Annotated in this window: 17 protein-coding genes and 2 pseudogenes; 8 read left to right on the top strand and 11 right to left on the bottom strand. The window is 66.8% G+C overall.

Annotated elements, in window-relative coordinates; all coding sequences use genetic code 11:
* The first annotated feature begins 22 nt into the window (after positions 1-22).
* A complete protein-coding gene (locus tag WT53_RS25130) occupies positions 23-1030 on the top strand; it encodes a hypothetical protein (protein WP_034205620.1) in 1008 nt (335 codons plus the stop codon).
* Positions 1031-1225: 195 nt separating this feature from the next.
* On the opposite strand, the gene WT53_RS25125 is transcribed toward WT53_RS25130, so the two are convergent.
* The gene (locus tag WT53_RS25125; RefSeq protein ID WP_034205619.1) at positions 1226-2242 is read right to left on the bottom strand and encodes a 1-aminocyclopropane-1-carboxylate deaminase; all 1017 of its coding nucleotides are present in this window, start codon (positions 2240-2242) and stop codon (positions 1226-1228) included.
* Between the two features lie 195 nt (positions 2243-2437).
* Here WT53_RS25125 and WT53_RS25120 point away from each other — a divergent pair, with 195 nt between their 5' ends.
* The 3 genes from WT53_RS25120 to WT53_RS25110 all read left to right on the top strand — a co-directional run bounded on the left by WT53_RS25120 (position 2438) and on the right by WT53_RS25110 (position 5636).
* A complete protein-coding gene (locus WT53_RS25120; RefSeq protein WP_034205618.1) occupies positions 2438-2938 on the top strand; it encodes an Lrp/AsnC family transcriptional regulator in 501 nt (166 codons plus the stop codon).
* A 145-nt stretch (positions 2939-3083) separates the two neighbouring features.
* Complete coding sequence (gene poxB / locus WT53_RS25115) at positions 3084-4805, top strand: ubiquinone-dependent pyruvate dehydrogenase (protein WP_034205617.1); 1722 nt, start codon at positions 3084-3086, stop codon at positions 4803-4805.
* A gap of 243 nt (positions 4806-5048) precedes the next feature.
* Positions 5049-5636: a class I SAM-dependent methyltransferase gene (locus tag WT53_RS25110; protein ID WP_034205616.1), complete on the top strand. Its 588-nt coding sequence runs from the start codon at positions 5049-5051 to the stop codon at positions 5634-5636.
* A gap of 148 nt (positions 5637-5784) precedes the next feature.
* Here WT53_RS25110 and WT53_RS25105 read toward each other — a convergent pair whose 3' ends face one another.
* The gene (locus tag WT53_RS25105; protein ID WP_034205615.1) at positions 5785-6921 is read right to left on the bottom strand and encodes an acyltransferase; all 1137 of its coding nucleotides are present in this window, start codon (positions 6919-6921) and stop codon (positions 5785-5787) included.
* A pseudogene (locus WT53_RS25100) lies at positions 6918-7427 on the bottom strand (penicillin-binding transpeptidase domain-containing protein); the annotation flags it as partial. The gene WT53_RS25105 and the pseudogene WT53_RS25100, both read right to left, overlap by 4 nt.
* Before the next feature lie 89 nt (positions 7428-7516).
* On the opposite strand from WT53_RS25100, the gene WT53_RS25095 reads away from it, so the two are divergent.
* The gene (locus WT53_RS25095) at positions 7517-8569 is read left to right on the top strand and encodes an RNA-guided endonuclease TnpB family protein (protein WP_034205614.1); all 1053 of its coding nucleotides are present in this window, start codon (positions 7517-7519) and stop codon (positions 8567-8569) included.
* A gap of 5 nt (positions 8570-8574) precedes the next feature.
* On the opposite strand, the pseudogene WT53_RS25090 reads toward WT53_RS25095, so the two are convergent.
* Both WT53_RS25090 and WT53_RS25085 read right to left on the bottom strand, forming a co-directional pair.
* A pseudogene (locus WT53_RS25090) lies at positions 8575-8883 on the bottom strand (penicillin-binding transpeptidase domain-containing protein); the annotation flags it as partial.
* 331 nt (positions 8884-9214) lie between these two features.
* Positions 9215-10366 carry a porin gene (locus tag WT53_RS25085; RefSeq protein WP_060262039.1) on the bottom strand — a complete coding sequence of 384 codons (1152 nt, stop codon included), beginning with the start codon at positions 10364-10366 and terminating at the stop codon, positions 9215-9217.
* Between the two features lie 572 nt (positions 10367-10938).
* Between WT53_RS25085 and WT53_RS25080 the strand changes: the two genes are divergently transcribed.
* From WT53_RS25080 to WT53_RS25070, 3 genes are all read left to right on the top strand, one after another.
* On the top strand, positions 10939-11976 hold the full coding sequence (locus WT53_RS25080) for an ABC transporter substrate-binding protein (protein ID WP_034205611.1): 1038 nt from the start codon (positions 10939-10941) through the stop codon (positions 11974-11976).
* 70 nt (positions 11977-12046) lie between these two features.
* Positions 12047-13015: a proline/glycine betaine ABC transporter permease gene (locus tag WT53_RS25075; protein WP_034205610.1), complete on the top strand. Its 969-nt coding sequence runs from the start codon at positions 12047-12049 to the stop codon at positions 13013-13015.
* A gap of 14 nt (positions 13016-13029) precedes the next feature.
* A complete protein-coding gene (locus WT53_RS25070; protein ID WP_052100149.1) occupies positions 13030-13851 on the top strand; it encodes a glycine betaine/L-proline ABC transporter ATP-binding protein in 822 nt (273 codons plus the stop codon).
* Positions 13852-14009: 158 nt separating this feature from the next.
* On the opposite strand, the gene WT53_RS25065 is transcribed toward WT53_RS25070, so the two are convergent.
* The 6 genes from WT53_RS25065 to WT53_RS25040 form a co-directional block, all read right to left on the bottom strand.
* Complete coding sequence (locus tag WT53_RS25065; protein WP_034205609.1) at positions 14010-14597, bottom strand: class I SAM-dependent methyltransferase; 588 nt, start codon at positions 14595-14597, stop codon at positions 14010-14012.
* A 104-nt stretch (positions 14598-14701) separates the two neighbouring features.
* A complete protein-coding gene (locus tag WT53_RS25060; RefSeq protein WP_034205608.1) occupies positions 14702-16369 on the bottom strand; it encodes a GMC family oxidoreductase in 1668 nt (555 codons plus the stop codon).
* Between the two features lie 16 nt (positions 16370-16385).
* Positions 16386-17603 (bottom strand): mandelate racemase/muconate lactonizing enzyme family protein, encoded by a 1218-nt coding sequence (locus WT53_RS25055; RefSeq protein WP_034205607.1) that lies wholly within the window; start codon positions 17601-17603, stop codon positions 16386-16388.
* Positions 17600-18922, bottom strand: a complete 1323-nt coding sequence (locus WT53_RS25050; protein ID WP_257127868.1) for a nitrate/nitrite transporter — start codon at positions 18920-18922, stop codon at positions 17600-17602. The genes WT53_RS25055 and WT53_RS25050 overlap by 4 nt, the downstream gene beginning before the upstream one ends.
* A gap of 106 nt (positions 18923-19028) precedes the next feature.
* Positions 19029-20453: an aldehyde dehydrogenase gene (aldA, locus tag WT53_RS25045; protein WP_060262037.1), complete on the bottom strand. Its 1425-nt coding sequence runs from the start codon at positions 20451-20453 to the stop codon at positions 19029-19031.
* Between the two features lie 350 nt (positions 20454-20803).
* A complete protein-coding gene (locus WT53_RS25040; protein WP_011356424.1) occupies positions 20804-21742 on the bottom strand; it encodes a LysR substrate-binding domain-containing protein in 939 nt (312 codons plus the stop codon).
* Positions 21743-21873: the final 131 nt, after the last annotated feature.

Here is a 21873-nt window from a genome sequence, read left to right as displayed (position 1 = left end):
GTTCGTTTGAAAGGGGACCCCGATGAAAGCCGCTGTACTGATTGCATTGACCTGCGTTGCGCTGACCGCTTGCGGCGACGACGACAATTCCTCGCCCGCGGCGTCCGGCGGGTCGGGGACGAGCAACAACGGCGGCGGCGGGACGGGTTCAGGCGGCACGGGTTCAGGCGGCACGGGTTCGGGCGGGGCGGGAAGCGGCGGGTCAGGCGGCAGCACGGTGACGCTGCGCTACGAGACGAAGCCTATCGCATCGGACAAGGCGAGTTTCGTGACGCTCGTCAACGGCGAAGGTGCAAAGGGCTATCGCTATCTCGGCGACTACTTTTACTCGGCCGACAATGCGACGGTTTCGATCTTCGTGAACGACGGGACGGCGCCGACCTATACATATCAGCTTCAGGATGCACCGTCCGATGTCGCGAGCTTCGTTACTCAAGCCAACGCGCAGGGCGCGAGCGGTTACCGTTACGACGGCCCGCTATCGTACGGCTACCTCTATCGGAAGGACGGCGGCTCGTCGTCCACCTATTCGTACGTGAGTGCGGCGTTGCCGACCAGTCAAGCCGCGTTTCTTGCGCAGGCAAATGGCCAGGGACAGTCGGGTTACTGGTTCGTCAGTCCGATGATGGTGGCATCGGGCTCCGGCAATCTGTACATGAAGGACAACGCGTCGAGCGCGACCTACACCTACGAAGCGCTGCCGCAAGCGTCGAATGTGGCTGATCTGGTTGCGCAGGCCAACAGCGAGGGGGCGAAGGGCTTTCGTGCGAAGGGGGCAAACATGTTCGGGAGCGATGTCGCATGGGTCTATGTGAAGGACCAGACGCAGTCGCCCACTTTCGCTTATCAGTCGACCACAATCCAGACGGCCGGTGCTGCCTTTGTTCAGCAGTCGAATAACCTGGCGGCTCAGGGATACGCGTATCTCAGCGACATCGTGACGGGAGGCGGCAGCGCGTCGTTCTATTTCAAACCGACCAACTGCACGGGCTTCCTGTGCACGACGCTGAATCCGCTCACGCAGAACTGAGCGGGCGCACCCGGGGCGGCTGCATCGCACGGCGCGTTCCGCCGAACATGCCCCGCGCGCATTGAATCGCGTGCCTCAGGTGCGCCACATCCGTGGCCGCCTCTTTCGTCGCCGGCTTGCCGGCGACATTTCATTTCGTACGTGCGTCGGTCGGGCGCGCCGGACACGCCGCGCGCGCCGTCTCGACCGGCGCCGTCAACCGTTGCGGAAGATCTCGTTGTACGCGCTCAACGCCGGCGCCCCGCCAAGATGCGCGTACAGCACCTTCGACCCCGGCTCGAATTCCCCGCGCCGCACTTTGTCGATCATCCCGTGCATCGATTTCCCTTCATAGACGGGATCGGTCAGCATCCCTTCCAGCCGTGCGCACAGGCGAATCGCTTCCAGTGTGCCGTCGCTCGGCAAGCCGTACTCGGGGCCGCCGTACCGCGTATCGAGCACGACATCCTGTTCGGCGATATCGCGGCCGAGCCCGACCAGTTCGGCCGTATGCCGCGCGATGCGCGTGATCTGTTCGCGCGTCTGCTCCGGCTTCGCCGACGCATCGATACCGATCACGCGATCCGCGCGCCCGTCGGCCGCGAAGCCGACGACCATGCCGGCCTGCGTGCTGCCCGTCACCGAGCAGACGACGACGTAATCGAACTTGAACCCGAGTGCCGCTTCTTGCGCACGCACTTCCTCCGCGAAGCCGACGAATCCGAGCCCGCCAAGCGGATGCTCGGAGCAGCCGGCCGGGATCGGATACGGCTTGCCGCCCGCCTGTCGCACGCTCTCCATCGCTTCTTCCCAACTGCGGCGAATGCCGATGTCGAAGCCGTCGGACACGAGCCGCACGTCGGCGCCCATCATCCGGGACAACTGGATGTTGCCGACCCGGTCGTATACCGGATCTTCGTAGTTGACCCAGTGTTCCTGCACGAGCACGCACTTCATCCCGAGATGCGCGGCGACGGCCGCCACCTGGCGCGTCTGGTTCGACTGCACGCCGCCGATCGACACGAGCGTATCGGCGCCCTGCGCGAGCGCGTCGGGAACGAGATATTCGAGCTTGCGGGTCTTGTTGCCGCCGAACGCGAGACCGCTGTTGCAGTCCTCGCGCTTCGCATACAGCTCGACCTTGCCGCCGAGATGCGCGCTCAGGCGCTCGAGTGGCTGGATGGGCGTCGGGCCGAACGTCAGCGAATAGCGGGGGAAGCGTTGCAGGTTCATCGGCGGGCTCCGAAAGGGGGAACGAGACGGGAAAGCAGGTCGTTCGGGCGCGGCCGGCAGGCCGGGCTCCGATGCAAAAAATGATAGGCACAAGCGCGGGAAATGAGCTTGCGAAATGAATTGTGTCGACCTACGTTATCGACGATACGAATGTAAATCGAGCAATTTCAATTCGTCAAAATGGGAGTTGGCGCAATGAAATTAGATCGCAGCAGTACATCGCGAGCCGACGCCGCACCGACGCTCGACCGTATCGACCGCGCGATCCTGCGGCAACTGCAGCAGGATGCGTCGATCTCGAACGTGAGCCTTGCCGCGAAAGTGAAGCTGAGCGCGCCGGCGTGCCTGCGGCGCGTCGAGCGGCTCAAGGAAATGGGGCTGATCCGCGGCATCGTCGCGTTGCTCGAACCGAAGGCGCTCGGCGCCGGGATGCTGGTCGTGATCGGCTTCGTACTCGATCGCTCGACGCCGGAAGCGTTCGCCGCGTTCGAGAAGGCGGCGCAGAAAGTGTCGGGGTGTGTCGAATGCCACGTCGTGACGGGAGAATTCGACTACTTCATGCTCGTGCGCACGCGCGACAACGACAGCTTCAACCGGCTGCATGCCGAGCAGTTGCTTTACTTGCCGGGCGTGCGGCAGGTGCGCTCGTTCATGGTGCTCAAGGAAATCCTGTCGACGCACGCGCTGCCGCTGTAGCCCGGCAGGGCGGCGGGTTTCGCGTCGGTCGTCCGTGCGGACCGCATCGCGATTGCACCGTTCATACGTCGTTTCGCATCCTTCACTATCATGGCCGATGCAGGGCAGATGCTGCATGTCCCGACAACCCAACTGTGAGGGCATCATGGCAAGACAGACGATGGCGGAATATCTGGCGAAGACGCTGGCAGCTGCGGGCGTCGAGCGCATCTGGGGCGTGACGGGCGACAGCCTGAACGGCCTGTCGTTCAGCTTGAGCCAGATCGGCTCGATCCGCTGGATGCATACGCGGCACGAGGAGAGTGCGGCGTTCGCGGCCGGCGCCGATGCAGCGTCCACCGGGCGGCTCGCGGTGTGCGCGGGCAGTTGCGGCCCCGGCAACCTGCACCTGATCAACGGGTTGTACGACTGCCACCGCAACCACCAGCCGGTGCTCGCGATTGCCGCGCATATTCCGTCCACGGAGATCGGCCTCGGCTACTTCCAGGAAACCCATCCGCAGGAGCTGTTCCGCGAGTGCAGCCACTTTGCCGAGCTCGTGACGAACGCGTCGCAGTTCCCGCGCGTGCTGGCGCGCGCGATGCGCACCGCGATCGACGAGCGCGGCGTGGCGGTGATCGTGCTGCCGGGCGATATCGCGCTCGGCGACGGTCCGGACGAAGCGCCGGCGTGGACCGAAGCGGCGCCGCCGTCGATCCTGCCGGCCGATGCCGATCTCGACCGGCTTGCGGCGCTGCTCAACGGGTCCGACGCGGTCACGCTGCTGTGCGGCAGCGGCACGCAGGGCGCGCACGACGAAGTGGTCGCGCTGGCCGATACGCTCGGCGCGCCGGTCGTGCACGCGCTGCGCGGCAAGCAGTTCGTCGAATGGGACAACCCGTTCGACGTCGGAATGACCGGGCTGATCGGTTTCAGCTCCGGCTATCACGCGATGGAATCGTGCGACACGCTGCTGATGCTCGGCACGGATTTCCCGTACCGGCCGTTTTATCCGACCCATGCGAAGATTGCGCAGATCGACTGGAAGGGCTCGCAGCTCGGCCATCGCGCGCCGCTCGCGCTCGGGCTCGTCGGCACCGTGAAGGAAACGATCGCGGCGTTGTTGCCGCGGCTCACGCGCAAGACGCAGCGGCGTTTCCTCGAGAATGCGCTGAAGCACTACGCTGCCGCGCGCAAGGGGCTCGACGATCTCGCGGTGGCCGAGCCGCCGGGCCGCGCGATCCATCCGCAGTACCTGACGAAGATCGTCGACGAGGTCGCGGCCGACGACGCGATCTTCACGGCCGACGTCGGCACGCCGACACTCTGGGCCGCGCGCTACCTGACGATGAACGGCAAGCGGCAACTGCACGGCTCGTTCAACCACGGGTCGATGGCGAATGCGATGCCGCAGGCGCTCGGCGCGCAGGGCGCGCATCCGGGGCGGCAGGTCGTGTCGCTGTCGGGCGACGGCGGCCTGTCGATGCTGCTCGGCGATCTGCTGAGCGCACGCCAGTTGAAGTTGCCGATCAAGGTCGTCGTGTACAACAACAGCCTGCTCGGCTTCGTGTCGATGGAGCTGAAGGCGGCCGGCTATCTCGACACGAACGTCGACCTGAGCCCGACCGACTTCGCGGCGATCGCGAAGGGCGCCGGTATTTTCAGCGTGCGCGTCGAGCATTCGGAGAACGTCGAGCACGCGTTGCGCACGGCGTTCGAGCATGACGGGCCGGCGGTGGTCGACGTCGTCACGTCGAAGTACGAGCTCGCGATGCCGCCGAAGATCGAGCTCGCGCATGCGAAGGGCTTCAGCCTGTTCATGCTGCGCGCGATCCTCAGCGGGCGCGGCGACGAGATCGTCGAGCTGGCGAGAACGAATTTGCGGTGAGCGGGCGGCGCAAGCGGGACGAGCGCCGCCCGCCGATCCGGCACGAATTGATCGGATAAATCAGGGACAATCTTCACGTCGCCTTAAGTTTGCTTTTCCTAAAATCGATTGGGTCGCCGCGCCGTGCGGCGGATCGATTCGTCCCAGGAGGATGCGCATGCTCGAGCCCCGTGTCGCCGCAGCCCTGTTCCATGAAGTCGTCGGCATGTCGAAGCCGACGGCGCAACCGCGCGAGGCGCGCCAATGACGTGGCCGAACGCGTGGCGTGTCTCGGCGCTGTTCGTGCGCGAGTGGGTCGAGCGTCCGGCCCTGGTGGGCGCGTTGTGCCCCAGTTCGCGGCACCTGGCGCGCGAGATGGCCGATGCAGTGCCGGACGGCGACGGGCTCGTCGTCGAACTCGGCGGCGGCACCGGCGCGATCACCGCGGCGTTGCTCCAGCGCGGCGTCGCGCCACGGCGCCTCGTCGTGGTCGAACGCTCGCCCGCGTTCGTGCAGCACCTGCGACGACGTTTTCCGGGCGTCTCGATCGTATTGGGCGATGCGCGGCAGCTCGAGCGGCTGCTGCCGCCCGATGCTCGCGTCGATGCGATCGTCTCGTGCCTGCCGCTGCGCACGCTGCCGCGCGAAGACGTGGCGGCGATCGTCGATCAATGCCGTCGTGTGCTGTGGGCCGACGGTGTGATGATTCAGTTCACCTACGATTTGCGGCCGCCCGGCCGTCATCCGCTCGGCGATTCGGCATTCGTTGCCTGCGATAGCCGGATCGTCTGGGCAAATTTTCCGCCTGCGCGCATCGTGACCGTGCGCTGCGCCGCCGCATACGCCGGTTGAGCATGGCTGCGGGGCGCGCTCAGCCGGCGCCCCGTCAAGCCCATTGGTTCGCCGTGCTCATCCATCCGGTTTTCCTTCGTCACGTCGTCACATCGGGTTCCTGCCATCCCGGCCGCGTTCTTCTTCGTTTGCCGTCACCCGCGGAAAGCTAGACTCGCGTGCTGCTCGCCATCTGCACGGCGGGCCGCGACGCGACGCGCTTGATGAAGCGATCGAGCGGCGTCGCATAGCCGCGCGCGATGACTGCACTGAAACCTGCCGAAAGCACCAGATACGCGGCGAGCAGCGCGAGCTTGCCGTCGCCGTGCGTGGCGGACGGCGCCCAGAACGTGCGCAGCGTGCCGAGCACGATCAGATGGAACAGATACAGCTCGTAGCTGAGCCGGCCGCTCCAGCGCAGCGGCGCGAGCATGCGTCCTCGATCGGGCGTGCGTTCCGCATGCGCGCCGATCAATAGCACGGCCGTGCCGAGCGCCATCGCGGAGACGCCGAACACATGGCTTTCGACGATCGGCCACGCGAGATAGAGCGCCGTCATCGCCGTTGCCGCGAGCCATTGCACGGGCGCGGCCGCGAGCACCTGCCAGCGCGCGCGTTCGGCCAGCAGCGCGGTGCAGCAGCCGATCGCGATGCCGTCGAAGCAGGCGAAGTACGCGTACAGGAAGCCGCCTTCGTCGCCCGAATGCGTGTAGCGGTACACGGGGCCGACCGCGGCGACCAGCAGCCAGAACGCGAACAGCAACGCGTCGCGGCGCAGTGCGATGCACAGCAGCGGGAACGACAGGTAGAACACTTCTTCGACCGACAGCGACCACAGTACGCCGAGCGCGTAGTTGACCCATCCGTACGCGCCGATCAGCACGTTCATCCAGAACGTGAGCGACGCAAGGTTCACGAGCCAGTACGACACGGCGACGCCCTGCGGCGCATGGTTCGCGAAGATCGGCACGCCGGCCGCGGCGAGTCCGTTGACGAGCGCGAGCAGCAGAAGCAGGCACGGGACGATCCGCGCGATGCGCGACACGTAGAACGCGCGCACGTCGAGCGTGCCGAGGCTGCCCCAGCGGCGGCGCGTGTTCGACGTGATCAGGTAGCCCGAGATCGCGAAGAACATCGTCACGCCGTAATTGCCGTTGCGCACGATCGCATGGACCGTGTCCCAGCCGAGCACGCGTGCGAGCGCGGTGTCGCGCAGCGGATACGCGATGTTGAAGTGATGCAGCAGGACGAGCAGGATCGATACGCCGCGCAGCAGGTCGATGCGGGCGTTGCGCGGGGCGCTCATTGTGGCCGGGCCGGGTCGGCGAGCGCTGGCAGCGTCGCGAGAAACGTGTCGCGCAAGCGCAGGCCGGCATTCGGCGTATGCGCCTGCTCATCCTGGATCAGGTTCGCGAACACCAGCGTGCGCGGCCCCTTCGTCGCCCAGCCGACGAACCAGCCGTACGCGTGCGCGGCGTCGTACGCGAGGCCCGGCGATCCGGTGCCCGTCTTGCCGTGCACGGTCCAGCCGCCTGGCTGCGCGTCGAGCAGCGTGATGCGTGCGGTCATGTCGTACGCGTGCGCGCTGACGGGCAGCGTGCGGCGGACGATCTTGCGCATGAACGCGACCTGTTCGAGCGGCGAGATCCGTAGCGACGAGTTGACCCACGCGCCCATCACGCCGGGCAGTTCGCCCTGCCTGCTGGTGACGTCGGCATTGCCGTAGCCGAACGCGCTCGTGTACTGCTGGAAGCGCGCCTGCCCGAGCGCCTGCGTGACCTGCTCCGAATACCAGAAGATCGACAGCTTCATCAGTTGCTCCGAGAAACCCCGTCCTTCAGGACGGGGCGGAAAGGATTGCTGTTGACAGACAGCTTCTTCCACGGGTTAGGATCACCGACATGATCCTTGTCTACCGCTACCGCGTGAAATCGCTCAACGGACTGCTTAACAAGCAGAACCGCGCGGTGAACTACGTCTGGAACTTCTGCAACGACACGCAGAAGCACGCGCTCAAGTGGGGCAAGAAGTGGCCTACAGGATTCGACCTGAACGTGCTGACGACCGGCAGCAGCAAGGAACTCGGTATTCATTCCGGCACGGTCAACGCGACGTGCGAGCAATACGCGAAGTCGCGCAGTCAGCACCGTCGGCCCTACCTGCGCTATCGCGGCAGGAAATCTCTGGGCTGGGTGCCGCTGAAGGGGCGTGACTTGAAGCGCGAGGGTGACGCGTTCCGTTTTGCCGGCAACACGTTTCGTGTGTTCAACAGCCGACCGCTTCCCGAAGGCAAGATCAAGGACGGGACCAATTTTGCGCAGGATGCACGCGGCAACTGGTTTCTCAACATCGTGATCGAGATACCGGATGTGCAGGCCCGCCCGATCCGTTCCGGTGTCGGTATCGATCTCGGCCTGAAAGACTTCGCCACACTTTCGACCGGCGAGAAGCTGCCCAATGACCAGTTCGGTCGACGAGCGGCGGAAAAGCTCGCGAAAGCGCAGCGAGCACGAAAGCACAAGCGACATATCGCGAAGCTGCACGCAAAGATCGCCAATGCCCGCGCCGACTTCCAGCACAAGCTCGCGCTCGATCTGGTGCGGCGGTTCGATTACATCGCGGTCGGCAACGTGTCGGCCACAAAACTCGCCAAAACCAGGATGGCGAAGAGCGTCTACGACGCATCCTGGTCGTCCTTCAGAAACAAGCTCCGTTACAAGGCGATGGCGCACGGGGCCACGTTCGAGGAAGTCGACGAAAGCGGTTCTACCCAGTCCTGTTCGTCGTGCGGATCGAAAGACAGCACGACGCGGCCGAAAGGTATCGCGGGACTGCGAATAAGAGAGTGGGCCTGCAGTGACTGTGGTGTCGAGCATGATCGAGATACCAACGCTGCGTTGAACATTCTCCGATGCGGACGTGCATCGCCAGGTGTGGGAATCCTCTCCCTTTAGGGAGAGGAGGACGTCAACCAGCGTGCCGGATCGGTCGGCTCGCGCCACGGCGCACCGCCCCAGTCGGGGTAGCCGGCGTGGAAGTCGAGCGTGGGCGTGTGCTCGTCCTTCAGCACGCCGGCGTCGAAGCCCATCAGGCCGATTGCGACCTTGAACGTCGATGCAGGCGTCACGCGGGTCGTGCAATCGCCTTGCTGCACGAGCACGTTGCCGGTGGCGGCGTCGGCGACGACGGTGCATACGGGATGGGCGCGAGGGGACGCGGCGGCCGCGAGGCCGGCGAAGGCGAGCAGCGCATGACGCCAGTGCTTCAAGTGCATCTCCTTGAAAAGCATGCGGAAGGTGTGCGGAGCGGGCGGGGAGCGGAAGGCCGTGCGCAATCGAAGCGACGGCCTGCATCGACGACGAGGTCGATCGCCGCCGTCGGGATGGCTCACAGTGTATCGGCGGATCGCCGGCTGTCGACCTGTCATGGTTGACGGGGCACGCGTGCGACCTTCGCCGGTTCCGGCGGTTCATGTCGTTCACGCACCCGTTGCCGCGCCGATGAAAAAGCCCGCCGGCAGACCTGTGCCTGCGGGCGGGCGAAGACACCTCGCGCCGACCGGCGCGGGTATCGCGTGAAGAACGGAGAACGGGCTGGTGTCAGAACTTGTGGCGCAGCGCGAGCCGTACGGCCACCTGGTTCGACGTCGACGACGGCGCGTCCGTGCCGGGGATGAATGCGTTGTCGAGGATCGAGTTCGTCCGGTCGCCGGCGATGTGCTGGTACGCGGCCTGGACGTACACGTCGGTGCGCTTCGACAGGTTGTAGTCGGCCATCAGTCCGACCGAATGGATCTTCGGCTTCGCGTCGCCGCTCGATGCGTCGTACTTCTCGAGCGACAGCACGTACTGCGCGCCGACCATGAATGCCGGCGTGATCTGGTACGAACCGTTCACCTCGAAGTTCTGGTACTTGATCGCGCTGACCGTCGCCCCCGGCGCGATGATCGCGCCCGGCGTGCCCAGGTAGCCGTTGCCGGTCGGGTTCTTGTAGTTCGAGTTCGTGTATGCGAAGCCGACCGTCGCCGGCCCGAACGTGTAGTTGATGCCCGCGCCGAACACGCGCATGCGCTCGGCGATGTAGCTCGCGTCGTTCGCGGTGATCGCGCCGGCCGAGCCGTTGCCCGGATGGTTCGCCTGCAGGTACGCGGCGCCGATCAGCAGCCCGCTGTTCTGGTACTGCGCGCCGAAGCTGTACGCGCGGTTGTCGGAGAAACCGGTGCTGTTGCTGAAGCTGTATGCGCCGCCGAACTGGAAGCCGCCGAAACTCGGGCTCGCGTATTTCACCGTGTTGTCGAGGCGGAACGAGTTGTCGGTGTTGTCGTTGTCGAACGGGTGCGCGAGCAGGTAGCCGCCCCAGTTGCCGTTGGCGGTGGTCGGCGCGAGATAGTCGACGACGGAATCGTACTGGCGGCCGAACGTCAGCGTGCCGTACTGCGCCTGGCTCAGGCCGACGTAAGCCTGGCGGCCGAACATGCGGCCGCCTTGGCCGAGCCGGCCGCTGTTCACGTCGAAGCCGTTTTCGAGCTGGAAGATCGCCTTCATGCCGCCGCCGAGATCCTCGCTGCCCTTCAGGCCCCAGCGGCTGCCCTGCGCGTAGCCGCTGGCCATTTCGTAGACGTGGCCGGTGCCGACGTTGTTCGTGTAGTTCAGGCCTTCGTCGATCACGCCGTACAGCGTGACGCTGCTTTGCGCGAACGCGGGCATGGCGAAGGTTGCCGTTACGGCGAGCGCCGTCAGGGTCTTTTTCATTGATGAGATCTCCGGGATATCCAGCTCATATCGGTTGTCGTGAGCGCGTCCGGCGAGGCGCGCCCCGTCATCCGGGGCGATCCGGCGCAGCGCGTGCGGCGCCGGATCGCGCAACGCGCGGCGGCGCGGCACCCGGCAACGTCGGGTCGTGTCTCCTCCGATGACACCGCGCATTCTTCCGAAGCCGAAACGGAATCGAAAGCGAGTAATTTCGATGGATGGGATCGGGTTCGCCAATGGGGGCGCGACGGGCGGTTTCGACAGTGGACGCGGGCGGCCCGGCGCCACGATTCGAGGTCGCCCGGGCAACGGGCGAGCGCCACGCAATGCCACCCGCCCCAGGCCGTGGCCGCACGACCGGAAAACGGCCGGCAGGCCCGCCGTACGGGCCTCGCAGCGGGTCGGGCGATCGATTGGCGCAGCCGATTGCAATGATCGGAATTACTCGTTTCCCTAAACAAATTGGCGGCTCAAACATGCAGGCTGACCGGGCGTGGACGCATTCGCGATGCGCCGGTCGCCGCGCCTGCCGCGACGCACAAACAACAGATTCGATTTGGAGACGACCCACCATGCAGATTCGACGACTGAAAACGGCCTTTCTCGCCGCCGCGGCGATCCTGTCCGCGCCCGCGGCCCACGCGGCCGGCGGCGCGTGCACCGACGGCAAGACGGTCCATTTCGCGAGCATCACGTGGGAGAGCGGGGCGTTCGCGACCGAGGTGCTGCGGCAGATCATGGAGAAGGGCTACGGCTGCAAGACGGACGTCGTGCCGGGCAGCACGGCCGCCACCGAAACGGCGCTCGCGCGTAACGACCTGCAGATCTGGGCCGAGCAGTGGACGGGCCGCAGCGAGATCACGGCGAAGGCCGTCGCGTCGGGCGCCGTGAAGCTGATCGGCGACACGCTGCCGGGCGGCACGACGGAAGGCTGGTTCGTGCCCGACTACGTGGTGAAGGGCGATCCGGCGCGCCACATCAAGCCGGTCGCGCCGGGGCTCGTGTCGGTCGACGATCTGCCGAAGTACAAGCAGGTATTCGCCGACGAGGAGGAGCCGGACAAGGGCCGCTTCCTGAATTGCCCGACCGGCTGGGACTGCGAGCGCGTGAACACGCGACTGCTGCGTGTGCTGAAGCTCGACCAGTCCTATACGAACTTCCATCCGGGCACGGGTGCGGCGCTGGACGCGGCGATCGCGTCCGCGTACCAGCGCGGCGCGCCGATCGTGTTCTATTACTGGGGCCCGGCCGCGCTGATGGCGAAGTACAAGTTCACCGCGCTGAAGATGCCGGCCTATAACGAAGCATGCTGGAAGACGTTGCGCGACGAGAGCAGCACGCACCAGTGCGCGTCGTCGTACATGGTGTCGCGGCTGACGGTCGGCGTGTCGAAGCCGTTCGCCGATGCGAACCCCGATCTCGTCGGCGTATTCGGCAATGTGCGTTTTCCGATGGACTTCCTGAACCAGACGATCCTCGAGATGACGACGAAGAAGATCGACGGCGCGGCGATGGCCACGCAGTTCCTGAAGACCCGCCCGGACATGTGGAAGCAGTGGGTGCCGGCCGACGTCGCGCAGAAGATCGCCGGCAGCCTGAAGGGCGCGTAACCTGCGCGCGGCGGCGGGCTCGCGCTTGCCGCCGCCGTCATGCGCCTTCGCGGCGCGACGGAGAATCAACATGGACGGTTTCTTTCTGCACCTGTCGATCGCCGACTGGGTCAACGGCGCGCTCGAGACGTTCGTTGCGCAATACGGCGACGGCTTCCATCGTTTCAGCGTGCTGGTCCTGCGCTACCTGCTCGTGCCCCTCGAAGGCGCGCTGCGCGCGGCGCCGCCGTGGCTCGTGCTGCTGGTCGTCGGCGCGATCGCGTGGAACGCGACGCGCCACATCGGGCTCGGCGCGCTCTTCATGCTGCTGCTCTATGCGATCGGCTGCTTCGGCCTGTGGGACAAGCTGATGCAGACGCTCGCGCTGATGCTCGTCGCGACGGTGCTGTCGGTCGCGGTCGGCGTGCCGCTCGGCATTCTCGCGTCGCGCAGCGCCTGGCTGCGCAGGATGCTGTTGCCGGTGCTCGACGTGATGCAGACGCTGCCGAGCTTCGTGTACCTGATTCCGGTGCTGATGCTGTTCGGGCTCGGCAAGGTGCCCGCGATCCTCGCGACGATCATCTACGCGCTGCCGCCGCTGATTCGCCTGACCGATCTCGGCATCCGCCAGGTCGATCCGGACGTGACGGAAGCCGCGCGAGCGTTCGGCACCACGCGCTGGCAACTGCTCGTCAACGTGCAGTTGCCGCTGGCGCGGCCGAGCATCATGGCCGGCATCAACCAGACGACGATGATGGCGCTGTCGATGGTCGTGATCGCATCGATGATCGGCTCGCGCGGGCTCGGCGAGGACGTGCTCGCGGGCATCCAGACGCTCGACGTCGGCAAGGGCACGCAGGCCGGCCTCGCGATCGTGATTCTCGCGATCGTGATTGACCGGATCAGCCAGGGCTTCGGCCAGGAGCGTCGCGCCCGGCGGCGGCTCGCGCAGCAGCGCCGGCAGCGGGGCGCGTCGCGGGTGCCGTACCGGGTGCCGGGCAAGGCGGCATCGTCGGCGGGCGTCGATTCGAATCAGGCGACGCAATCGTCGCGCGCATAGGAACGGAGGCGAACATGGCGACCATCGACGTCAAACACGTGTACAAGCTGTTCGGGCCGCAGGCCGCGCATGCGCGCGTGCTCGACCTGCTGCGGGCCGGCAAGCGCAAGGCCGACGTGCTGGCCGAAACGGGCTGCAACGTCGGGCTCAACGACGTGAGCCTCGGCATCGCGTCGGGCGAGATCTTCGTGATCATGGGGCTGTCGGGCTCGGGGAAATCGACGCTCGTGCGGCACTTCAACCGGCTGATCGAGCCGACCGCCGGCGAGATCGTGATCGACGGCCGCGACGTGATCAAGCTCGACGCGCACGGGCTGCGCGAGCTGCGCCGCTACAAGGTCAGCATGGTGTTCCAGAACTTCGGACTGCTGCCGCACCAGACGGTGCTCGACAACGCCGCGTATGCGCTGCGCACGCGCGGCGAGAAGCGGCACGACGCGGCCGACGCGGCGCGCAACTGGCTGACGAAGGTCGGGCTCGACGGTTACGGCGACCATTATCCTGACGAGCTGTCGGGCGGCATGCGCCAGCGCGTCGGGCTGGCGCGCGCGCTGGCGGCCGACACCGACGTGCTGCTGATGGACGAGGCGTTTTCCGCGCTCGATCCGCTGATTCGCACCGAGATGCAGGATCAGTTGCTCGAACTGCAGGCGACGCTCGCGAAGACCATTGTGTTCATCACGCACGATCTCGACGAGGCGCTGCGCATCGGCGACCGGATCGCGATCCTGCGCGACGGCACGCTCGTGCAGGTCGGGACGCCGGACGACATCCTGTCGCGGCCGGCGGACGATTATGTGAGACGGTTCGTGGAGAAGCGCACGAGCGTGGCTTGAGCGGCCCGATCGCTGCGTGAATGAAAGACGGCGCATCGCGATGAGCGGTGCGCCGTTTTTTACAGGGGTTGGGCGACGGGATTTGCGCGACGAGCGGCGCTTCCCGCCAGTTGCCGATGCAGCGAACTCGTCGGCACGTGTCTTCACGCCACGCCCGCCTACTTGCTGCCGAGCACACAGGCAAGCGGATGCGACGCCGTGCCGTTGCGCTGCACGGCGACGGACCCGAAGCCCGCGTCGCTCATCAGCCGCGCGAGCTTGTCGGGCCGATAGGCATCGTAGGGCGCGCGGTCGAGGTCGCGGACGGTGATCGCGACGATCCCGCCGCGCCGGACGATGCGCCGCAACTCGCGCAGACCGTGTGCGGGCGCGGGCCAGAAGTAGATGCAGTTGATCGAGAACGCCTTGTCGAACGCGTCGTCCGGGAACGGCAGCGCGTCGACGGAGCCGAGCGCGAGGTTCACGCGTCCTTGTTCGATGGGTACGCGGTTCAAGCGTTTCGCGGCGGCCAGCATGGTCAGCGAGTGATCGACGCCGGCGACGTGGCAGGACGGCGCCGCTTCGGTCGCGAGCCGGATCGCGTCGCCGGGGCCGAACCCGACTTCGAGTACCCGGTCGCTGTCGCCGATCGCCAGCAGCGACAGGGTCCACACGTTGTCCAGCCGGTTGTGCCGGCGCATGATGCGGCCGGCGATGCGCCCGGCGAGGCCGCGCGGCCGGCCGGGTTGCCCGAGATGAGTCGCCATGATGTGCTCTCCTTTCCGGCCCGGGCGAGCAAGCGGCGTGCCGCCGGCAGGGCCGCGGCGGCGGCCGGGGAGAGCAGGGAGCCGCGCGGGCCCCGTTCGCGGGATCAGGGCGCGACGGTTTCCCGTTCGCCTTCGCGCGCGCCGGTCGTCTCGCCGGGCCGCGCGTCGGCCAGAATCAGGTCGGCCCCTTTCTCCGCGACCATCATCGTCGGCGCGTTGATGTTGCCCGACGTGATGTTCGGAAACACCGACGCATCGACGATCCGCAGCGCCTGCAGCCCGTGCACGCGCAGCGACGCATCGACGACGGACGTCGCCGCATCGGGACCCATCGCGCACGAGCCGCACAGGTGGTAGATCGAACCCGATTGCTCGCGGAAGTATTGCAGCATCGCTTCATCGGAATCGACTTGCGGGCCCGGCGAAATTTCCTCGACGGTCATCGATTTCAACGCCGGCGCGCGCATCAGCGCACGGATCAGCTTGCTGCCCTGCACGGCTTCGTCGAGATCCTTCTGCGTGGTCAGCGCGTTGATGTGGATCCTCGCGGCATCCTCCGCGCGGTTCGACGCGATCTCGATCGTGCCGCGGCTCGTCGGCCGGCACGGGTTGAACGCGATCAGGAAACCCGAATACGGCTCGGGCTTGATGCTCGCGCGCTCGCTCTTCGGGATCCGGTACGACAGCGGGTTGAAGTAGAGCTGCAGGTTCGGTTCGTGCGCGTCGCCCGACCCGCGGAAGAAGCCGCCGGCCTGGTTCACGCTCATCGCGAGCGGGCCGCGCTTCGTCAGCAGGTAGCGCAGCCCGATCTTCATCTTGCCGAGCAGCGTGCCCATCTCGTCGTTCAGCGTCGGCCGGTTCGCCTTGAAGTAGAAGCTCACGCACAGGTGATCCTGCAGGTTGCGGCCGACGGCCGGCAGCGCATGCACGAGCGGCACGCGCCGGCGCGCGAGCAGCGCCGGATCGCCGACGCCCGACAGTTGCAGCAGCTTCGGCGTATCGACTGCGCCGGCGGCGAGAATCACCTCGCGCGCGGCGACGAGCGTTTCGTCGCCGTGCGCGCCGGCGACGACCACGCCGGTTGCACGCGTGCCGTCGAACGTCACGCGCCGCACGAGCATGCCGGCACGCAGCGTGAGGTTCGCACGACCCAGCGCGGGCCGCAGGTACGCGAAGCTGCTCGAACAGCGTTCGCCGTGCTTCGTGTTCAGGTCGTAGATGCCCGCGCCTTCGAACTGCGCGCCGTTGAAATCGTCGGTGCGCGGCAGGTTCAGTTGCCCGCAGCCCTTCAGGAACTCGTGGACGATCGGATGCACGTCGGCCTTCATCGACGTGACGTGGATCGGCCCCCTCGCGCCGTGATGCTGCGGATCGGTCGTGCCGGCCGCGTGGGTTTCGAGCTTGCGGAAGTACGGCAGCACGTCGTCGTACGCCCAGCCCGGATTGCCGGCCTTCGCCCAGTCGTCGTAGTCGCTGCGCTGGCCGCGCACGTAGACCATCGCGTTGATCGAGCCCGATCCGCCGACCACCTTGCCGCGCGGGCAGTACAGCTTGCGCTCGGCGAGCTGCGCTTCGGGCTCGCTGTAGTACATCCAGTTGTAGCGGCGGTTGTAGTAGGTCTTCGTGAAGCCGACCGGTACCTTGAACCAGAACGACGCGTCGCGCTCGCCCGCTTCGAGCAGCAGCACCGAGTGCCGGCCCGATTCGCTCAGGCGATTCGCGAGGATGCAGCCGGCCGAGCCCGCGCCGACGATGATGTAGTCGTAGGTCATGTCGCTTCCTCTGCGCTCAGCCCTTCGCCGGGGCGAGATCCTTCACGTCGGCGGGCTTCTCCCCCATCTGCAGGTGCAGTCGCTCGCCCGTGTACGGCGTGTGGCGCTTCACGACGTCCATGTTCAGTTCGATGCCGAGGCCCGGCTCGTTCGACGGAACGATGTAGCCGTCTTCCCAGCGGATCGGCGTCTTCACGACTTCCGAATGGAAACCGCCCCACGTCATGATGCTTTCCTGGATCAGGAAGTTCGGCGCGCAGGTCGCGAGCTGGATGCTGGCGGCAGCGCCCACCGGCCCGTTGTACAGGTGCGGCGCGATCTGCGCGTAGTGCACTTCCGCGAGCGTCGCGATCTTCTTCGCTTCGAGCAGGCCGCCCACGCGCGCGACGTTCAGTTGCAGGATCGATGCGCCGCCCGCCTGCAGCAGCTTGTGGAATTCGTACTTGGTCGTCAGGCGCTCGCCGGTCGCGATCGGAATCGACGTGTGCTTCGCGACTTCGGCGATCGCTTCTTCCTGTCCGGGCGGCACGGGCTCCTCGAACCACAGCGGGTCGTACTTTTCGAGGCGCTTCGCGAGCCGGATCGCCGACGACGGCACCATCTGCCCGTGCGTGCCGAACAGCAGGTCGGCCTTGCTGCCGACGGCTTCGCGTACGCGGCGGCAGAACAGTTCGCAGCGGTCGAGGACTTCGAGCGACAGCTGGTGGCCGGAATAGGCGGTGTACGGGCCGGCCGGATCGAACTTGACGGCCGTGAAGCCGAGCTTCACGTTCTCGGCCGCGCATTCGGCGGCCAGGTCGGGATCGTCGTAGTCGTATTCGCCGCGCGCGTTCTTCGGATACAGATACGTGTACGAGCGCAGCCGCTCGTGGATCCTGCCGCCGAGCAGTTCGTACACGGGCTTGCCGGCCGCCTTGCCGACGATGTCCCAGCACGCCATTTCGAGGCCGCTGACCACGCCCATCATCGTCAGGTCCGGCCGCTGCGTGAAGCCGCTCGAATACGCCTGGCGGAACAGCCGCTCGACGTGGTGCGGGTCGTGGTTCAGCAGGTAGCGGTCGAACACGTCGTCGATGATCGGGCCCATCGCCTTCGGGTGGAATGTCGCCGAATAGATCTCGCCGACGCCTTCGATGCCGTCGTCGGTCTTCAGTTTCACGAAGATCCAGTACATGCCGCCGATGTGCGGCGGCGGTACGGCGACGATATGGGTTTCGAGCGAAACGATCTTCATGCGGACTCCTGGATGCGGTTGAGGCGGGTTTTGAGGAACGCGGCGGCGCCCGCTCCGCAGAGCGCCACGGCCGCGATATAGCCGAAATAGAGCTGGTAGCCGTGCGCGCCCGGCCAGGTCTGCGTCACGTAGCCGTTGATCAGCGGCACGAACACGTCGGGCGAATAGCCGAGCACCGAGATCAGGCCGATCGCGAGGCCCGCGCAGTGCGTCGGCACCTTGCAGTCGTCGAGCAGCGACCAGTACAGGCCGCGGATCGCATAAGTGAGGATGCCGATGAACAGCACGAGCACGACGAGCATCGCCTGCGGGCTGTGCGCGGGCGCCGCGATCAGCCCGACCAGCGACAGCGCGGCGAGCACGAGCGCCCAGAACAGCACGGACACTTTCGACACGCGGTCGCCGAGGAAGCCGCCGCCGATGCCGCCGACGGGGCGCATCCACAGCTTGAGCGTCGTGATGAAGCCGGCCGCCGTCGCGCTGAGCCCGAAATTGCCTTCGTGCAGGTACGCCGAGAAGCTGTAGGTCGCCCAGAACACCTGGTAGCCGCAGAACACGATCGCGGCGACGAGCCACAGTTCGGGAATCGCCGCGAGCGTTTTCAGGTCGCTCAGGACGTTGCCCCTGGCGCGCTTGATGGCGGCCGCACGGTCGTCGGTGCGCGCCGGATCCTTCACCAGCGCGAGCACCACGCCGAGCCCGATGCAGCAGAACGCGTACAGATGCACCACGAGCTTGAAGCCGGCCGCATCGGTACCGCCGTGCGTGTGCGTCACGTAGGCGAACAGCGTGATCGCGATCGTCGCGAGCAGCGCCTCGACGAGCCCGCGGCCGCCGTCGAGCAACCCGAAGAAGCGGCCCTGTTCGTCGCGGCCCGCGATCGTGTTCACGCGCTTGATCACGGCCGCCCAGAACGTGAGGCCGGTCGTCAGCCCCCAGCCGGCGAAGATCGCCACGAGCGTGTTGAACGACGGCCCGGTCGCGTAGATCAGCCCGAGCGCGCCCGTCGCGAGCAGCGAGAAGCAGATCAGCCAGCGCGGCGACAGGCGGTCGGCGAGCCAGCCGCTCGGCAGGTAGCTGACGAGAAAGATCGTGCCGAGCGACGAGTACAGGTAGCCGAGCTGCACGTCGTCGATCCGGAAGAACTGCAGCATCGTCGGCTGGTACACCTGCCGCAGATACAACATCGGATAGATCGCGCCCGCGGCAATCACGAGCAGCAGCAGTTGCAGGTAGCGTTGCGAGCGCGAATGCGGCGACGCATGGGCGTCGTCGTGCAACGCGAGCGACGCGGCGGGCGTCGACGGTTGGGTCGGCATGATGTCTTCCTCCATCAGACTTCCGCGATTCGGAGGTCTGCAGATTTGTTTTGTGTCGGATCGGGGGCGGTGCGCGCGCCGGCGACGGTGCGCCGGCGCGGCGGCGTCAATACTTCATGACGACGAGGCGCGTCTGCGTGAATTCGAGCATGCCGTGCTTGCCGTCGTCGCCGCCGAGGCCCGAGCGCTTCCAGCCGGCGTGGAAGCCCTGATACGGATCGGCCGGCGTGCGGTTCACGTACAGCTCGCCCGCCTCGATCGCGTTCGCGACGGTCATCGCGGTGCGGTAGCGCTCGGTGTAGAGCACCGACGACAGGCCGAACTGGTGATCGTTCGCGAAGCCGATGGCCTCGTCGAGCGTCGTGTAGCGCAGCACCGGCATGACCGGGCCGAAGGTTTCCTCCTGCACGATCTCCATGTCCTGCCGGCAGTTCGTCAGCAGCGTGGCCGGGTAGAAGAAACCGGGGCCGTCGGGGATCGTGCCGCCGGTTTCCAGCGTCGCACCCGCCGCGACCGCGCGTTCGACCATTCCGTGGATGTGCGCGCGCGCTGCCGCACTGACGAGCGGGCCCATCCGCGTGGCGTCTTGCGCTCGGTCGCCGCTGCGCACGGCGGCCATCTTGTCCTTCAGCAGCGCGACGAAGCGGTCGTGCACGCTGTCGTGCACGTACACGCGTTCGATCGCCGTGCACAGCTGGCCGCAATGCGTCGTCTTCGATGCGACGAGCGCGGCGGCCGCGCGTTCGAGATCGGCGTCGGGCTCGATGATTGCGGGCGTCTTGCCGCCGAGCTCGAGCGACGGCTTCGCGATGTTCGCCTTGCAGTAGTCGAGCACCTTGCGGCCCGCGTTCACGCTGCCGGTCAGCGCGATCATCCCGACCGCCGGATGCGTGCACAGCGCTTCGGCCGTCGCATGGTCCATCGTCAGGATGTTGACGACGCCCGGCGGGAAGCCGGCCTCGTCGACGGCCTTCGCGATCTCGAACGCCGACACCGGCGTGTGATTGCTCGGCCGCACGACCACGGTGTTGCCGGCGATCAGCGCGGGCGCGACCTTGCGCAGCAGCGTGTACACGGGATAGTTGAACGGGATCAGGCACGCGACGACGCCGATCGGTTCGCGCTGCAGGAACAGGTTCTCGTCGGGCGTATCGCTCGGAATGATCTCGCCCTCGATCCGGCGCGCCCACTCGGCGTGGTAACGCGTGATCTGCCCGGCGTAGACGGCTTCGTTCGATGCGTCCTCGACGCTCTTGCCGGATTCCTGCGCGAGCGCCGCGCCGATCTGGGGCGCGCGCGCGGTCAGCGCGTCGGCGAAGCGGTGCAGGTATGCGGCGCGCTCGGCGCTCGGCAGCGTGCGCCACGCCTTTTGCGCGGCGGCGGCAGCGTCGACGGCGGCGAGCGCGTCGGCCGGCGTCGCGGCCGGCACGCGCGCGAACGGCGCTTCGGTGGCGGGGTTGCTGACGACGATGAACGCGTCGCTTTCCGGGGCGACGAAACGGCCGTTCACGTAGTTGCGTTCGGTGCGCATGAAGTGACTCCTCCGATGGATGCCGGCGGATCGCTTCGGGTGGCGACACGCGTGGCACGGGACGGAGTCATTCTCTTCATGCGTTTATCGCACGACAAACGACTTATTTTTGCGTCGACCATGAGAAAAACGCACGTTACTCGGCGAATCGGCCGGAATCGCCCGTCAGGCAAGGCGATGACGGCTGGCGGGGCGCGTGGCGAAGGTGCGGGCCTTCGGGTATTTTCCGACTGGTCCGAGTGCGGACGGACGCGCGAGCGGGTAAGGTGTCGCCCGCGGACACGTCCGTATCCGCGTCGCGTCGCGTCCGCGGGCGGCGGGCGGCGGGCGGCGGGCGGGCCGGGCAGCTCTCAGGCCAACGGCACTTGCGGCAGCGGCGACGACGGTTCGAGGTGGCGCTTCGCGAGCCACACTTCCTGCTGCAGCCAGTCGCGGAACTGCACGATGTGCGGCAGGTTCGTCTGCTCGGGTCGCGTGACGAACCAGTACGACTGGTGGCCGTCGACGTGCACGTTGAGCACCTGCATCAACTGCCCGGTCGCGAGTTCGCGCGCGACCATGTGACGGTCGGCGATGGTGATCCCGAGGCCGTCGATCGCCGCGCGGATCGCATGGTCGAGCAGGTCGAATTCGTAGCCGCCGCGCGTGTCGACGTCGGCGATGCCGGCGGCCTTCAGCCAGTGCTGCCAGGTCAGGTAGCGCTGGTCGTCGGTCGCGAGCACGTGCAGCAGCGTGAAGCGGTTCAGGTCGATCGGCGCGCCGTCCTGCCGCAGCCGCGCATACAGCGCGGGCGCACAGACGGCGATATGCTGCTCCTGCATCAGCAGCGCGTTGTCGAAGCCGTCCCATTCGCCGTCGCCGAACCGGATCGCGCAGTCGAGCACGCGGGATTCGCCGAGGCTGTCGTGGATGCGCGTCGTGAGGCTCAGCTCGAACTCGGGATGCGCGTCGCGCAGCCGGCCGAGGCGCGGCATCAGCCAGCGCGCGGCGAAGGTGGGCGGCACGTTCGCGCGCAGGCGGTTCAGGTGGGTTTTTTCCTGCAGGCTGCGCACCGTCAACTCGATCTTGTCGAACGATTGCTGCAGCGCGCGCAGCAGCACGCGGCCGGCCGCCGTCAGTTCGAGCTGGTGATGGCGGCGCTCGAGCAGGGTTTCGCCGAGCTGGCCTTCGAGCTGGCGGACCTGCCGGCTCACCGCGCTCTGCGTCACGTTGAGCAGTTCGGCCGCGCGCGTGAAGCTGCCGGTGCGGCCGGCCATCTCGAAGGCTTTCAGCGCATTCAGCGCCGGCATCTTGCGTCTCACGGGGCAATGTCGTGTTTGGTGCGGGATGCTTATTGTAGGCGGGAGGCCGGCGCGGCGGGGCGATGAATGACGGAGTGAAAGGCGCCGGGCCTCGGGGTTTTCACGGCATGACGGCCGGC

Source organism: Burkholderia sp. MSMB2157WGS, assembly GCF_001532755.1.
In the GTDB taxonomy this organism is placed as follows: domain Bacteria; phylum Pseudomonadota; class Gammaproteobacteria; order Burkholderiales; family Burkholderiaceae; genus Burkholderia.
Note: the sequence above shows the minus strand (reverse complement) of the source record. Positions and strands in the feature narration are given on the sequence as shown.